The organism is Calidithermus terrae, from assembly GCF_003574345.1.
Lineage (GTDB): Bacteria > Deinococcota > Deinococci > Deinococcales > Thermaceae > Calidithermus > Calidithermus chliarophilus.
In genome coordinates this window covers 1-13,841 of sequence record NZ_QXDL01000107.1, presented here as the reverse complement: position 1 = coordinate 13,841, position 13,841 = coordinate 1, and the positions used below count along the sequence as shown (strand labels likewise).

General features: G+C 70.3%; 16 protein-coding genes. 9 read left to right on the top strand and 7 right to left on the bottom strand.

What is annotated here, in order from left to right:
- Both pheT and Mterra_RS12760 read left to right on the top strand, forming a co-directional pair.
- Window positions 1–1,783, top strand: a 1,783-nt coding sequence (gene pheT / locus Mterra_RS12765; protein ID WP_119315533.1) for a phenylalanine--tRNA ligase subunit beta, incomplete at its 5' end; no start/stop codon positions are given.
- On the top strand, window positions 1,780–2,355 hold the full coding sequence (locus tag Mterra_RS12760) for a DUF5063 domain-containing protein (protein ID WP_119315532.1): 576 nt from the start codon (window positions 1,780–1,782) through the stop codon (window positions 2,353–2,355). The genes pheT and Mterra_RS12760, both read left to right, overlap by 4 nt.
- A gap of 274 nt (window positions 2,356–2,629) precedes the next feature.
- Here Mterra_RS12760 and Mterra_RS12755 read toward each other — a convergent pair whose 3' ends face one another.
- Window positions 2,630–2,824, bottom strand: coding sequence for a hypothetical protein (locus Mterra_RS12755; protein WP_119315531.1), 195 nt, complete (start codon window positions 2,822–2,824; stop codon window positions 2,630–2,632).
- A gap of 99 nt (window positions 2,825–2,923) precedes the next feature.
- On the opposite strand from Mterra_RS12755, the gene Mterra_RS12750 reads away from it, so the two are divergent.
- The gene (locus Mterra_RS12750; protein WP_170159657.1) at window positions 2,924–3,715 is read left to right on the top strand and encodes a nucleotidyltransferase domain-containing protein; all 792 of its coding nucleotides are present in this window, start codon (window positions 2,924–2,926) and stop codon (window positions 3,713–3,715) included.
- 166 nt (window positions 3,716–3,881) lie between these two features.
- Window positions 3,882–4,370 carry a hypothetical protein gene (locus tag Mterra_RS12745; RefSeq protein WP_119315529.1) on the top strand — a complete coding sequence of 163 codons (489 nt, stop codon included), beginning with the start codon at window positions 3,882–3,884 and terminating at the stop codon, window positions 4,368–4,370.
- 305 nt (window positions 4,371–4,675) lie between these two features.
- Here Mterra_RS12745 and lysA read toward each other — a convergent pair whose 3' ends face one another.
- Window positions 4,676–5,848, bottom strand: coding sequence for a diaminopimelate decarboxylase (gene lysA / locus Mterra_RS12740; protein WP_119315528.1), 1,173 nt, complete (start codon window positions 5,846–5,848; stop codon window positions 4,676–4,678).
- Window positions 5,849–5,917: 69 nt separating this feature from the next.
- Between lysA and Mterra_RS12735 the strand changes: the two genes are divergently transcribed.
- The 4 genes from Mterra_RS12735 (at window position 5,918) to Mterra_RS12720 (ending at window position 8,664) form a co-directional block, all read left to right on the top strand.
- Window positions 5,918–6,631, top strand: a complete 714-nt coding sequence (locus Mterra_RS12735; protein WP_119315527.1) for a gamma-glutamyl-gamma-aminobutyrate hydrolase family protein — start codon at window positions 5,918–5,920, stop codon at window positions 6,629–6,631.
- Window positions 6,632–6,860: 229 nt separating this feature from the next.
- A complete protein-coding gene (gene purN / locus Mterra_RS12730; protein WP_119315526.1) occupies window positions 6,861–7,448 on the top strand; it encodes a phosphoribosylglycinamide formyltransferase in 588 nt (195 codons plus the stop codon).
- A complete protein-coding gene (locus Mterra_RS12725; RefSeq protein WP_119315525.1) occupies window positions 7,429–8,055 on the top strand; it encodes a DNA-3-methyladenine glycosylase family protein in 627 nt (208 codons plus the stop codon). The genes purN and Mterra_RS12725 overlap by 20 nt, the downstream gene beginning before the upstream one ends.
- A 54-nt stretch (window positions 8,056–8,109) precedes the next feature.
- On the top strand, window positions 8,110–8,664 hold the full coding sequence (locus tag Mterra_RS12720) for a GNAT family N-acetyltransferase (RefSeq protein WP_119315524.1): 555 nt from the start codon (window positions 8,110–8,112) through the stop codon (window positions 8,662–8,664).
- Between the two features lie 157 nt (window positions 8,665–8,821).
- Here the strand turns inward: Mterra_RS12720 and Mterra_RS12715 are convergent, their stop codons facing one another.
- From Mterra_RS12715 to Mterra_RS12695, 5 genes are all read right to left on the bottom strand, one after another.
- Window positions 8,822–9,598: an AlkZ-related protein gene (locus tag Mterra_RS12715; protein ID WP_119315523.1), complete on the bottom strand. Its 777-nt coding sequence runs from the start codon at window positions 9,596–9,598 to the stop codon at window positions 8,822–8,824.
- A 198-nt stretch (window positions 9,599–9,796) separates the two neighbouring features.
- A complete protein-coding gene (locus tag Mterra_RS12710; protein ID WP_147372757.1) occupies window positions 9,797–10,087 on the bottom strand; it encodes a hypothetical protein in 291 nt (96 codons plus the stop codon).
- A gap of 51 nt (window positions 10,088–10,138) precedes the next feature.
- On the bottom strand, window positions 10,139–11,740 hold the full coding sequence (locus tag Mterra_RS12705) for a DAK2 domain-containing protein (RefSeq protein ID WP_119315521.1): 1,602 nt from the start codon (window positions 11,738–11,740) through the stop codon (window positions 10,139–10,141).
- Window positions 11,733–12,074, bottom strand: a complete 342-nt coding sequence (locus Mterra_RS12700; protein WP_119315520.1) for an Asp23/Gls24 family envelope stress response protein — start codon at window positions 12,072–12,074, stop codon at window positions 11,733–11,735. Before Mterra_RS12700 ends, Mterra_RS12705 begins: the two co-directional genes overlap by 8 nt.
- A gap of 96 nt (window positions 12,075–12,170) precedes the next feature.
- Window positions 12,171–12,833, bottom strand: coding sequence for a DUF3108 domain-containing protein (locus tag Mterra_RS12695; protein WP_119315519.1), 663 nt, complete (start codon window positions 12,831–12,833; stop codon window positions 12,171–12,173).
- An 80-nt stretch (window positions 12,834–12,913) separates the two neighbouring features.
- Between Mterra_RS12695 and Mterra_RS12690 the strand changes: the two genes are divergently transcribed.
- The coding region (locus tag Mterra_RS12690; RefSeq protein ID WP_119315518.1) for a glycosyltransferase family protein at window positions 12,914–13,841 on the top strand (928 nt) is incomplete at its 3' end.

The following is a 13,841-nucleotide window of genomic DNA, read 5'->3' as shown; positions in this document are numbered from 1 at the left end:
GCCCAAGACCGCCCCCATCCCCCTCCCCTTCCAGGTCTGGATCGACGACCCCAAAGGCTGCGACCGATTCACCCTCTCCTACGCCCGCAACCTGCGCAACGGGCCCTCGCCGCTGGCCGTGCAGCGCCGCCTCTACGCCGCCGGGATGCGGCCCATCAGCCGCATCGTGGACGCGAGCAACTACGCCATGCTCGAGCTGGGCAACCCCATCCACGCCTACGACGCCCGCTTCATCGGGGAGGGCATCCGGGTGCGCCGCGCCCGCAAGGGCGAGAGGCTGGTCACGCTCGACGGGGTGGAGCGCGAGTTCGACGAGCGCGACCTGCTCATCACGGTCGAGCACGGCGGGCACGACACCCCCGAGGGCATCGCGGGCGTGATGGGCGGTTCGCACGGTGAAGTCCGCGAGGACACCGCCGAGGTCGCGCTCGAGGTCGCCCACTTCGACCCGGTCTCCGTCCGGGGCACCGCCAAGCGCCAGGGCCTCAAGACCGAGGCCAGCTACCGCTTCGAGCGCGGCGTGGACCCCGACGGGCAGGTGCGGGCCGCGCTGCGCTTCATGGAGCTGGTGCAGCAGTGGCAGGGCGAGGGCGCCGAGGTGGCCGAGGGCCGCATCGACCTCAACCACACCCGCCCGCGCGAGCCCATCGCCTTCCGCCCCAGCTACGCCAACCGGCTCATCGGGGCCGGCTTCGCGGAGGCCGAGCAGCTCGAGGCCCTCGAGCGCCTGGGCTTCCGGGTCGAGGGCCAGGCCGAGCCCTACCGGGTGACCGCGCCCACCCACCGCATGGACATGGAGATCGAGGAGGATTTGGTGGAGGAGGTGGCCCGCATCATCGGCTACGACAAGATCCCCGTCACCCTCCCCTCCTTCTTCCCCGCCCCCGACAACCTGGGCGTGGACGAGCCCTTCGAGGCCAAGCAGCGGCTCAAGCGCGCGCTGGTGGGGCTGGGCTTCCAGGAGGTGGTCAACTACTCCTGGACCAGCCCGGAGGAGCTCAGCCTTTACCGCGCCCCCGCCCCCACCGTGGCCTTCGCCAACCCCCAGGCCTCCGACCGCACCCACCTGCGCACCGCCGTCTACCCCGGGCTGCTGCACAACCTCAAGACCAACCTGGCCCAGGGCGAGGAGGGCCCCTTCCTGCTCTTCGAGGTCGGCAACGTGTTCAACGAGTCCGAGACCACCCGGCTGGGGATGCTGCTCTCGGGCGAGGCGGTGCCGGGCCTGTGGCAGCCGGGGCTCGCGGGCGGCTTCTACGCGCTCAAGGGGCTGTTGGAGAGCGCCGCCGCGCACCTGGGGGCCACGCTGCGCGTCGAGAAGGAGGGCTTCGCCCACCTGCACCCGGGCGTCTCGGGCGCGGTGTACTGGAACGGGCGGAAGGTGGGCTCCATCGGGCAGTTGCACCCCGCCGTCGCCGCGCAGGCCGAGCTGCCCACGACGTACCTGGTCGAGCTCGAGCTCCCCCTCCCCGCCTCCCAGACCCGCTTCAAGGACGTAGCCAAGTACCCCGCCTCGCTGCGCGACCTGGCGGTGGTGGTGCCCGAGGCCGTGCCCTACGGCGAGGTCGAGCGCATCCTGCGCGCCAGCGCCGGCGAGCGCCTCGAGAGCCTGCAGATCTTCGACGTGTACCGCGGCAGCCCGCTCGAGCCCGGCCAGAAGAGCATGGCCTTCCACCTCAGCTTCCGCCACCCGGAGCGCACCCTCACCGACGGCGAGACCGACGGCTACATGCAGAGCGTGATCAGGGCCGTCGAAGAAGCGGGCTACGCGATCCGGAGATGAGGGATTTCGACAACCCCTACATTAGCCACCCCGCGCTGTCGGCGTTTGCAGAGCTCGCGAGCGAGTTCTGCCGCTTCGTTGAGGAGGAGACCCTCCCCGCGAGGGGGTTCGCCCAACGGCTACACCATCTGCTCTCCGGGCTCTACCTCGGCGCCCTGGAGCTCCCGCATACGGACGTGCTGTTCAAACCTGGGGCCGCCGACGCGGAGGTGCCGTACACGGAGGCGGAAGACCGTACCGGACAGGAGCTGTACCAGCAGACGGGCCGGGTCGCCGCGCGTCTGACCGAACACCTGGGCGAGATCGACCATTACCTTGAAGTGTTCGACCCCTATGAAACCTCAAACGCCGAGACGGTTGGCGGGTCGCTGGTCGATGACATTTCTGACATCTACCGGGATCTGCTCGCAGGCCTGCGGCAGTGGGAGCGTGGCGAGAGCGGAGCAGCCCTATGGGAGTGGCGGTTTAATTTCGAGGTCCACTGGGGAGAGCACGCCATAAGCGCCATCCGAGCAATCCACGCTCGGGCCGCCTTCTACGACCTGGGTTGGTTTAATGCCGGCCCAACCTAAGGGTTGAAACCGCCAAGACTCGCCGAAAGGCTGCAACACCCAACTGCCCGCAGTAGGTCACCAAAACCGCAAACGCTTGAACCCGCGTTTGCCTACGGTGAGTGCGGCGTAGCGGGCCGGGGTGGTTTCGCCCTGCTCCCGGCACTGCCACTGGTAATCAGGGCCCGCTCGAACCATTCCCGCCTCTCGACGGTTCACCGGCACAGGAGGCATCGCCGGCTCGAGGCACGCCGCCCCCGAGCCGGAACGAACCAGAACCGCCCCGGTTCCGGGCTCAGGCGTCCACCAGCTCGGGCTCGAGCAGCTCGAGGGCGGGCTCCGGCGCCTTCTCCACGTGCGGCTTCGTCTGCCGCGGGGGCCAGATCGAGGGCATGGGCCCTTCCATGACGTGGGGCAAATAGTGCGTGAACCCTTCGTAGGGGGCCCGCTCCTGCTCTTCCCCGCTGGCTTGCCAGGTCTGCTTCTTCATCTCCACCCCTCCTCACCCCGACACGCCAAAGGTAGCCGCGCCCTGGTAACGCGCCGGTCACGCGGGCGGTTCCGGGCGTCGCCCCCTAGGATGGAGGTCATGGACCATCCCTTGCCCGAAACCCTGCTCGCCGAGCTGCTCGAGGAGTTCGTCCCGCCCGAGGCGGTGGGGGTGGGGCTGCTGGGCAGCTTCGCCCGGGGCCAGGGGCAGCGCTACAGCGACTTAGACCTCAACGTCTTCGTGCCACGGGCGCCCGAGGAGCGGCCCGAGCGCTATACCCTGCGCCACCGCTCGGGCCGCCTGATCAGCCTCAAGAAGCTCACCCTGCAGGCCCAGCGCGCCGAGCTCTCCCGGCCCGAAGACGCCGTCTGGGCGGTGCCGGGCCTGCGCCAGATGCGCGTTTTGTACGACCCGCACGGCGAGCTGGCCCGGCTAAAGGCCGAGGCCGAGGCCTTCACCTGGGAGGGGCTGGAGCCCGAGGCCGACGCCTTCGTGAGCTACGAGGTGCTCACCGGCGCGGAGGAGGTGCACAAGGTGCTGGGGGGGCTCGAGCGCCAGGACCCCTCCAAGGTGGTCTACGCCACGCTGGGGCTGGGGCTGGGCGCCGCGCGGTTGATGGCGGTGCACCGGCGGCTGTTCATCGAGAGCGAGAACCGCTACTTCGAGCTGCTCTACCGCGCCCTCGGGCGCGAGTCGCCCTGGAGCCGCGCCCACAAGCTGGCGGTGGGGTGGAAGGCCGGGGCCTTCGAGCGGCGGGGTATCGCGGCCTTGCGGTTGTATTGGGAAACCTTCATGGAGGTGCAGGCCGTCGTGCGCGAGGAGCACCTCGAGGTCGTGCAGCCCACGCTGCGGGCCATCCGGGAGGGGGGCTGGCTCGAGGCCCGGCTTTAGGTAGCTCCGGCGTGGGTTTGTTAAACTGCCCCCTGACAAACCCACGCCGGAGCCATCATTCTCCCTTCGGTCGGGGTGACTTTTGACAAAGCCACCCTGGAGAACCTTAGACGGCTGTCCAAATCCGGCCTGAGGACCGGCCCCGGCTGGGTATACTGCTGGGGTAATGAGGGTCGAGGTCTCCCTGCTGGATGTGGCGGTCTTCTTCGTGATCGCCCTGTCGCTGGCCTACGGGGTGCGGAAAGGTGCGCCGTTCGCTATCGCCGTGGTGCCCGCGCTGGTGCTGTACGCGGTGCTGGTGCAGTTCCTCCCCCTGCAAGAAAACCCCTGGCTGGGCACCGTCCTCGCCGTGATCCTGGGCGGCGGCGCCGCGACCCTCGCGCAGCTCGTCCCCCTTCCGCGTCTCTCCAACACCGCCGAGGGCGTCATCGGCGGCGCGGGCGGGGCGCTGTGGGGCCTGTTCCTGGCGGTGAGCATCTGGGTCTCGTTCCCTGCCCAGTACAAGGCCTCCACCGGCTCGCTGCAGTACCCCTCCGACCGCATCCCCGACCTCATCGCCCAGAGCATCGAGGGCAGCGGCTTCGCCCAGCCCTTGTTCAACTGGGTCATCAAGAACCCGGCCGTTCAGCGGATTTTTCCGCCGAATTTGCAGTAAGGGTCGTACGTCCTGCGTCGTGCGCCGAACGCAAAACGCAAGACGCCAAACGCACGTCCTACGTCCCACGTCGTACGCAGGACGCCTTGTTCCCCCCTTAGCAAGGGGGGCTAGAGCGCTCTTCACCATTACTGAGCCATTCACAACTTGATTGCATTGTCCTGCACAGCACCGTTGCCTCCCGGATGGGAGGCAACGTCTGTGAAGAGTGCGATAGGAGGATATTCCCTGCCCCGTGGGCGGGGAGGGACGGGGAGGGGTGAACCACAGGCCACTAACTACTAGCCACGGGCCTTCCGCTCTAGCTACCCTTCCGACTGTTCCTCCAGCAACAGGCTCTCCCAGCTCTGGCGCTGGCGCAGCACTTCCCACTCTTCCCCGGTCCACAGCAGCTCGAGCGGGCGTGGGGTGTCGAGGTAGTTGCTGCTCATGCTGCTGCCGTAGGCCCCGGCTTGCAGGATCGCCAGGGCGTCGCCCTCCTGGGGGGTGGGGAGGGTGAGGCCGCGGGCGAGGATGTCGCCGCTCTCGCAGGCGGGGCCGGCGAGGTCGAAGGTTTGCGGGGCGCCGCCGGCGTAGAGCGGTTCCACGGGGTGCTCGGCGCCGTAGAGCATGGGGCGCAGCAGGTGGCTCATCCCGGCATCGACGAGCAGGAAGTTGCGGCGGGTCTGCTTGGTGCCCCAGGTGCGGGTGACGAGCACCCCGGCCTCGGCGACGAGGTAGCGGCCGGGCTCGAGCCACAGCTCCACCCCCAGCCGCTCGGCCAGCCCCAGGGCCTCGGGGGCCAGGGCGGCGAGGTCGAGACCGAGGCCGAAGCCCCCGCCGAGGTTGAGCACCTCGAAGGGGCCGTACTCCTGGTAGAGGCGCTCCATCACCGCGTAGCCGGCGCGGAAGTCCTCGGGGTGCTCGAGCGCCGAGCCCAGGTGCACGTGCAGGCCCAGCACGTCGAGGCCCCCGGCGCGGGCGATCTCGAGGGCTTGCCCCACGTCCTGGGGCAGGACGCCGAACTTGCTCTCGCCGCGCCCGGTCGCCAGGTGGTCGTGGGTGACGACCGGCAGGTCGGGGTTGACCCGCAGCAGGACGTGGCTGCCGGGGAGGTGGCGGGCCACGCGCTCGGCGTCGGCGAGGGAGTCGAGGCCCAGCAGGGGCACCCCCAGCTCCTTGAGCTCGGCCAGCGCCGCCGGGGTCTTGACCGGGCCGTTGAGCAGCACCTCGGTGCGCTTGAAGCCCGCCGCGTAAGCCCGCCGCACCTCGCCCACGCTCACCGCCTCGAGGAACACCCCCCACCCCAGCAGGCGCCGCAGGATGCCCAGGCGAGGGTTGGCCTTCATGGCGAAGAAGACCTCGGCCTTGGGGAACGCGGCCCGCAGGGCGCCCACCCGGGCCTGGATCGAGGCGAGGTCGTAGGCGTAGAAGGGGGTTTCGTAGCGCTCCAGGGCCGACTGCAGGGCCGCTTTGAAGTGGGGGTTCAAGCCGCTCATCGGCCCTAGATTACCCGAGCCTCCTGAGAGCGGTGTGCCGCCGGGCACGGCGCGTGCGAGAATACGGCCATGCTCATCGGCGTCGCTGCCCAGTACCGCACCACCGGCGAACTCATCCGCACCAAGATCTGGGGCCTGCTCGAGCCCTACGTCAAAGCCCTCGAGGCCCAGGGGGCCGCCGTGGCGGTCATCCCGCCGCAGGCCCAACCCCGCCTGCCCGAGATCGCCCGCAGGCTCGACGGCATCCTGCTGCCCGGCGGGGTGGACGTGGACCCGGCCCACTTCGGCGAGGAGCCCATCCCCGAGATGGGCGAGGTCTCGCTCGAGCGCGACGCCCTCGAGCTCGCCCTGGCCCGCCACGCGGCCGAGCACGGCGTCCCGCTGCTGGGCATCTGCCGTGGCATCCAGGTGGTCAACGTGGCGCTGGGCGGCAGCCTCTACCAGGACCTCCCCGCCCAGGGCTTCAAGGCCGTGCAGCACTACCAGAAGTCGGAGTCCGGGGTGCTGGGGCACAGCGTGGAGCAGACCGCCCCCAGCCCGCTGCAAAGCCTCTTCCCCCAGCGCTTCCGCGTCAACTCCTACCACCACCAGGCCCTCAAGGACCTGGCCCCCGGCCTGCGGAGCGTCGCCGTCGCGCCCGACGGCGTGGTGGAGGCGGTGGCGCTCGAGGGCCACCCCTTCTACCTGGGCGTGCAGTGGCACCCCGAGCTCCTGCCCGAGCAGTGGGGCATCTTCCGCGCGTTCGTCGAGGCGGCTGGGGTGTCCGTGGCGGGTGGCCGGTAGCTGAAGGTGTCGTACGTCTTATACCCGGTTTGGGTGGATAGTCTCCCGATGGGAGGCTACCCACCCCGGCCGAAGGGAGTGCCCTGGGCTTCACAAAGATGTACCTCTGACGGATTTGAAGAGTAGCTTTGTGAAGCCGGTATTACGTCGTACGCAAGACGCGAGACGCTTTGGCCCTCGACGCTCGGCGCCCCTTGGCTGGCGGCCATCGACCCTTTACGATACCCCCGTGAACCTCGGCTTTCTGGCCTCGGGACGAGGCAGCAACCTGCAAGCGGTGATCGACGCCTGCCGGCGCGGGGAGCTCGCGGCCACGCCGCGGGTGGTGATCTCCAACAACAGCGCTTCGGGGGCGCTCGAGCGGGCCCGGCAGGCGGGCATCCCCGCGTATCACCTCTCGAGCCACACCCACGGCGAGGGGCTGGACGAGGCCATCCTCGAGGCCCTGCGGCGGCACGAGGCCCAACTGGTGGTGCTGGCGGGGTACATGAAGAAGCTGGGGCCGCGCACCCTGGCGGCCTACCGCAACCGCATCGTCAACATCCACCCGGCCCTGCTGCCGAAGTTCGGCGGGCAGGGGATGTACGGGATGAACGTGCACCAGGCGGTGATCACGGCGGGCGAGCGCGAGACGGGCGTGACCATCCACCTCGTGGACGAGGAGTACGACCACGGGGCCACCCTGGCCCAAGCCCGCGTGCCGGTGCTCCCCGGCGACACGCCCGAGACGCTGGCGCGGCGGGTGCTCGAGCGCGAGCACACCTTTCTCGTCGAGACGCTGGGCAAAATCGTCCGCGGTGAGATCCCCCTTGATTGACGAGCACGCCCTGCAGGAGGGCCTGGAGTACCTGCGCGAACGCGACGCGGCGCTGGCGGGGGTGCTCGAGCGCTTCGGCCCGCCCCCGCTGTGGGCGCGGGAGCCGGGCTTCGCCACGCTGGTGCACGTCATCCTCGAGCAGCAGGTCTCGCTGGCCTCGGCCCGCGCCGCCTTCGAGCGGCTCAAGGCGACCATTCCCGTCACCCCCGCGCACCTCCTCTCCCTCGACGACGCCACGCTGCGGGCCATCGGCTTCAGCCGCCAGAAGACGCTGTACGTGCGCCACCTGGCCCAAGCCGTCCTGGACGGCTTCGACCTCGACGGGCTGGCCGAGCTCGACGACCTCGAGGTCCGGCGCCGCCTCACCGCGCTCAAGGGGGTCGGGGCCTGGACCAGCGACGTCTACCTGCTGATGGCGCTGCGCCGCCCCGACGCCTGGCCGGCAGGCGATTTGGGTCTGCAGATCGCCGTGCAGGAGCTCAAGGGCCTGGAGCGCCGGCCCTCCCCGGCCGAGCTCGAGGCCCTGGCCGAGCCCTGGCGCCCCTGGCGGGCGGTGGCGGCGCGGCTGGCCTGGCACCACTACCTCAGCACCCGCCGCCCGCAGTAGCCGGGGCGTGTTAGCCTACCGGCAGGCGGCGAGCCCGCACTGGAGGTCCCACTGATGCCCTTCCGCCTCGAGTCCCCCCGGCTGATCCTGCGCCAGTTCGAAGCGCGCGACCTCGAGCCCTTCCTGGCCTACCGCTCGGACCCCCGAGTCGCCCGCCACCAGAGCTGGGACGCGCCCTACCCCCGCGAGAAAGCGGTGGCCTTCCTCGAGTGGGCCGCCCAGGCCCGGCCCGCGCCGGGGCAGTGGTTCCAGGCGGCCATCGAGTCCAAGGACACCGGCGAGACCCTGGGCGAGTGCGCCTTCTACTGGCTCGAGGACGGCCGGCAGGCCGAGATCGGCGTCACGCTGGCCGCGCAGCACCAGGGCAAGGGCTACGCCCGCGAGGCCCTGGAGCGCCTGCTGGAGTACCTCTTCGAGGACCTGGGGCTGCACCGGGTGCGGGCCAGTGCCGACGTGGAGAACCACGCCGCCTGGCACCTGATGGTCCAGCTCGGCATGCGGCTGGAGGGGCAATCCGTCGAGAGCCTGTGGCTCAAGGGCCGCTGGAGCAGCGAGTACCACTACGCCATCCTCCAGCGGGAGTGGCGCGAGCGGCGGGGCGCGAGCTAGCCACCCCCTCCCCCTACCCGGGCGGCCGGTGGTCCGGCTGCCCGCGCAGGCAGTTTATCGCACTCTTCACAGACGTTGCCTCCCATCCGGGAGGCAACGGTGCTGTGCAGGACAATGCAATCGAGTTGTGAATGGCTCAGTAATCGTGAAGAGCGCTCTAGTCCAGCACCGCCAGCTCCGACAGGACGAACGCGCTGGTGGGCTTAGGGTCTTCCCGGCCCACCAGCACGCCTTTATGCCGCAGGCTGGCGAGGGCCTCGAGGGTGTCGTCCGGCTCCCAGCCGAAGAGCTTGTGCACGTCGCTCAGCAGCGCGGCCCCCACCGAGCGGAAGTAGAGGGTGAGCAGGCGCTCGCGGGCCTCGAGGCTGCCGATGGGGCGGGCCTGCTCGAGCAGCTCCGGGTGGTGGCGGTGCACGCACTCGTAGACGAAGGCGTACTTCCAGCGCCCGGCCTCGGCCACCCCCACGGGGAGCACCTTGAAGTCGGCCTGGAGCTCGTCGAGGGCCTTGCCGAAGGCGTAGGGCTCGAGCCCGGCCTTGCGCCGCAGCTTCTGGGTGTGCGTCGCGCCCTCCCCCAGCAGCACCTCGTAGACGCGCTTGGCCGCGGGCGAGAGCCGCCCGGCCCGGAACTGCTCGAGGTAGTCGCTCTCGGGCTCGCCGTAGTTCTCCGAGAGGGCGTAGAAGTAGGGGGCGGCCTCGAGGGAGATCATGGTGGCCTTGCGCCGCAGTACCTTGGCGTAGTACCAGCGCTTTTGCCCCAGCGTGCGGTCCTTCCAGCCCCAGGTCTTGTGCCCCGAGTCGCGGTGCGAGGAGGCCACCGGGCGGTCCCCCGCCACCGCCACCCACAGGCTGGGCAGCTCGACCCCCTGGATGGGCCAGAAGAACACGAAGCCGCGCTCGTTCACGAAGCGCACCGCCCCCACCAGGCTCTTCACCCCCTCCGGTCTGTATGTTTCTGCCCGATAAGCCGCCAGTTGATTAAGCTCCACCGTACCAGCCTAAACCCGGCGGCGGGCCCGGGCCAAGGGGGGAAGCTCACGGTTTCGCCGTCCAGTGCATAGCTTTGACGCATAGCGCATACCGTGGTACGCTGAATCTATCAGCGCGAAAGGCGCTGCTTTTTTATTTCCCGCTCAAAACCTTACGCGCCCCTCGAGCCCCTCCCACACCCGGGCTTCGACCTCGGGGAATTGGGACGCCAGGTGCCGTAGGCTCAGGGAGGGGCGGTGGGCCAGGATGCGCCCGGCCAATTCGGGCTCGAGGCCGAGCTCGAGCAGGTCCTCCAGGCTGCACGTGTTGAGGTCGGGCGGCAGCGTGAAGCCCTGCTCGGGCGGGGTGGGGCGCACCGTGCGGACGGGCGTGAAGATCTGGGCCAGGCCGAGCATCACGCCGCCCAGAAGACCGGATAGCCGGCTGCGGGGCATGGCCCAGGCTAGCCCAGGGAATCGTGAGAAGACCGAGCCTCAAGGGGCGCGCTACTCGAGCGCCGCCAGGTAGTCGTAGAGGTCGGGGCCGCCCGGCAGCACCTCCACGCTGAGGTCTTCGAACTGGGCGTTGATCGTGGCGACCAGGCCCTCGAGGGTCTCCTTCTCGACGGTAGCCCCGTGGAAGAGGGTCATGATCTCGTACTCGCCGTCGGCCACGGTCAGGCGCAGCAGGTTGACCAGAGCCTCCTCGGGGGTCTCGGCCACCAGCACCAGCTTGTCGTTCTTCAGGCCGATGGGCTTACCTTCCTTGACCTCGAGGCCCTCCAAGCTCACGTCGCGGCTGGCGCGGGTGACCTCGAGCGTCACCGCGCGGGCGGCGGCCTCCTCCATCTCGGGCGCCAGTTCGGCGGGCTCGGCGTCGGGCTGGTAGACCACCGAGGCGGCCAGCCCCGCGCCCAGGGTGCGGGTGGGCACCACCACCACGTGCTTGCCCGCGCCCTTGGCGAGCTCGGCGGCCTGGTTGGCGCTCATGATCACGTTGGAGTTGTTGGGCAGCACGATCACGTTGGGGTTGGGCAGGCTCTTGATGGCGTCGAGGATGTCCTGCACGCTGGGGTTGGCGGTCTGGCCCCCGGCCACCACCCGCGCCCCGAAGCCGCGAAAGGCCTTGACCAGCCCCCAGCCCGCGGCCACCACCACGAGCCCCGTGGGCGGCGGGGCCTCGTCGGCGGCCCCGGCCATGCCCAGGATCTCGGTGTGCTGCTGCGACATGTCCTCGACCTTGGTGCGCACCATCTTGCCGTAGCGGGCCACCATCGCCAGCAGGCCGTCGGGGTCGTTGGTGTGGATGTGGCCCTTGACGTAGCCCTCGGCCCCCACCACCAGAAGCGAGTCGCCGTAGGGCGAGACCGCCTCGCGGATCGTCTCCACCGGCTCGGCCACGCCCTCCATCAAAAACTCGGTGCAGTAGCCGAACTCCTCCTCCTCGAAGGCGGTCTGGGCGTACTTCTCGATCTTGGGGGGCTCGGGGAGGGGCAGGCCCAGCACGTAGCCCTGCAGGCCCTCGACCAGGCGGATCAGACCCGCGCCGCCCGCGTCCACCACGCCGGCCTGCTTGAGCACGGGCAGCAGGTCGGGGGTGCCTTCCAGCGCCCGGCGCCCGGCGGCCAAAGCGGCCTCGAGCACCTCCTCGACGCTCACCGCCTTGCCCGCCGCCGACCTCGCCCCGTCGGCCAGGCCGCGGATGACGGTAAGGATGGTGCCCTCCACCGGCTTCATCACCGCCTTGTAGCCGGTCTGCTGGCCCTGCTCGAGGGCCCGCGCCAGCACCGCCGGCGTCAGGCGGCTCTCGTTCTTGATGGCCTCGGAGAAGCCCTTGAGGATCTGCGAGGTGATCACGCCGGAGTTGCCGCGCGCGCCCAGCAGCGAGCCGTAGCTGATGGCGCGGGCCACCTCGCCCATGCGCGAGGTGTCGGCGAGGTCGAGCTCGCGCCGCACCGACTGCAGCGTGAGGTGCATGTTGGTGCCGGTGTCGCCGTCGGGGACGGGGTAGACGTTGAGGGCGTTGGTCTCCTCGACGTAGACGGCGAACCAGTCGGTGGCGTAGCGGAAGGCCTTGGCTACGGCGTCGGGGGTCAGGGCCTCAGCCACGGCTCACCCCCACCACGTGCACGCGCACGGCCGAGAGGTCGGCCCCGGCCAGGCTCTTGGCCGCCCACTGCACGCGCTCGCCGATGTTGTCCACCACGGTGGGGATGCGCGAGCCGAACGCGACGACCACGTACAGGTCGGCGACGTACTTGCCGGGGGTGGCGGGGTCGGGCTTGACCACCACCCCCTCGCTGGCCTCGGCCTTGCCCAGGATGCGGCTGATGGAGTCGCGGATGCCGGCGGGGCTCATGCCCACCACGCCCGGCACCTCGTGGGCCGCCAGCCCCAGGATGGCGGCCAGGGCCCCTTCGGTTACGGTGATGTTGCCTTTCAAAACAAGCCTCCAGGAGCGCTGTGAGCCTCTAGCGCCTCGCTGCCAGCGCGTGAAGGCGGGTTGCAGCGACGAGCTACGGGCGATCAGCTATCGGCGTCATTCTATCAGCCGCGCCTCGAGGCGGCCCCAGTCCCTGCCGAAGGCCAGCATCACCGGCGTGCGGCGGGCGTCGTCGCGCAGCCAGACCTCGACGGTCGCCCCGTTCTGCGTGATGCGGTAGCCCAGCAGCCCCTCCTTGCTCTTGTTCAGCACCTCGGGCTTTCCCTGGATGACGGAGTTGAAGTCAACCATCTGCACGCTCTTGACGTCGGGGTTGACCCGCAGGAAGTAGAGCACCGAGAGGTCGTCGAGCACCTCGCGCACGTCGGCCTTGTAGCTGCGCTGCTGGCCGTTGGGCTCGATGACGGTCGCCACCAGCGGCTCCTGGCTGGCCGAGCGCTCGGCCAGCAGGCGGGTGGTCCCCTTGAAGGGCTCGACGAGGGTCTTGACGAAGCGCAGGGTGTGGAGCTGCTCGTTGACCACGCTCTCCACCTCGAAGCCGTAGCCCAGCAGCACCCCCAGCCCCTTGGGGATCAGCTTGCCCTGGAAGCGCCAGCCCGCGCCCTGGGCCTGCGCCACGACCTGCAGCTCGCCCGCTTCCACCCCTACCCAACTGAAGCGGTAGACCAATTTCTCCCCCGAGCTCCACGGCGTCTTCGCGGCCAGCGCCGCCGGGGCGGAGGCAATTAGCCCGATCAGTATCAGCCGGAACAATTGCATAGATTGGCGTTAGCTTACTAAAACCGGCGCGCCCGTGGATTAGGGGATGACGAGAACGGCTGCTAGACTTTTAACGCTCTATGGCGCGCATCCTGCTCATCTCCAACGGGCACGGCGAGGACGGCATCGCCTGCGCCGTGGGGCGGGAGCTGCGGGCGCTGGGGCACAGCCTCGAGGCCCTGCCGCTGGTGGGCCGGGGGGTGGCCTACGAAGAGGCCGGCTTGCGGGTGCACGGGCCGCGCAAGGTGATGCCCTCGGGCGGCTTCGTGCTCGACGACCCCGCCGCCTTCCTGCGCGACCTGCGGGCTGGCTGGCTGGGGATGAGCCTGGGGCACTGGCAGGCCGCCCGCCGCGCCGGCGCCGCCTCCGACGCCGCCCTGGCCGTGGGCGACGTCTACGCCCTGGCCGTGGCCCGCCTCCTCACCCGCCGCCCCACCTTCCTCGTGCAGTCGCGGGTCTCGCTGCGGGCCTGGCAAGGCCAAGGCCGGCGGGTGGACCAGGGCTACGTGGGCCTCGAGCGCCTCCTCATGCGGGGGGCCGCGCGGGTCTACCCCCGCGAGCCCGAGGGGGCCACCTGGCTCCGGCGGCACGGCGTCCCGCGGGCCGAGTACCTGGGCAACCCCATGCTCGACGCCGTGAGCGGCGAAGCCGCCCTAGGGTCCCCTCCCCCCTACCTGCTGCTGCTGCCCGGCTCCCGCCCCGACGCCTACTTCAGCCTGCCGCTGATGCTCGAGGCCTGCCGCCGCCTGCGCGAAACCGGCCTGACCCCCGTGGTGGCCTGGGCGGGCCTGGACCTGGGGGCCCTGCACCTGCCCGGCTGGTCCCGGGAGGCTACAGGAAAGCCTCAGGGCGTCGTGCTGCGCCTCACCCACCCCGACGGCACCACGGCCCACCTGGCGACCGGCGCCTTCCACCGGGCGCTCGAGGGCGCCCGCCTGGCCCTCTCCACCAGCGGCACCGCCGCCGAGCAGGCCGCCGGCCTCGGCGTGCCCCTGGTGGGCTTCCCCA

Bases quoted from the DNA above. Each gene is read 5' to 3' on its own strand.
- Mterra_RS12760 (WP_119315532.1), top strand. From the start codon at position 1,780: ATGAGGGATTTCGACAACCCCTACATTAGCCACCCCGCGCTGTCGGCG.
- Mterra_RS12755 (WP_119315531.1), bottom strand. From the start codon at position 2,824: ATGAAGAAGCAGACCTGGCAAGCCAGCGGGGAAGAGCAGGAGCGGGCC.
- Mterra_RS12750 (WP_170159657.1), top strand. From the start codon at position 2,924: ATGGACCATCCCTTGCCCGAAACCCTGCTCGCCGAGCTGCTCGAGGAG.
- Mterra_RS12745 (WP_119315529.1), top strand. From the start codon at position 3,882: ATGAGGGTCGAGGTCTCCCTGCTGGATGTGGCGGTCTTCTTCGTGATC.
- lysA (WP_119315528.1), bottom strand. From the start codon at position 5,848: ATGAGCGGCTTGAACCCCCACTTCAAAGCGGCCCTGCAGTCGGCCCTG.
- Mterra_RS12735 (WP_119315527.1), top strand. From the start codon at position 5,918: ATGCTCATCGGCGTCGCTGCCCAGTACCGCACCACCGGCGAACTCATC.
- Mterra_RS12720 (WP_119315524.1), top strand. From the start codon at position 8,110: ATGCCCTTCCGCCTCGAGTCCCCCCGGCTGATCCTGCGCCAGTTCGAA.
- Mterra_RS12710 (WP_147372757.1), bottom strand. From the start codon at position 10,087: ATGCCCCGCAGCCGGCTATCCGGTCTTCTGGGCGGCGTGATGCTCGGC.
- Mterra_RS12695 (WP_119315519.1), bottom strand. From the start codon at position 12,833: ATGCAATTGTTCCGGCTGATACTGATCGGGCTAATTGCCTCCGCCCCG.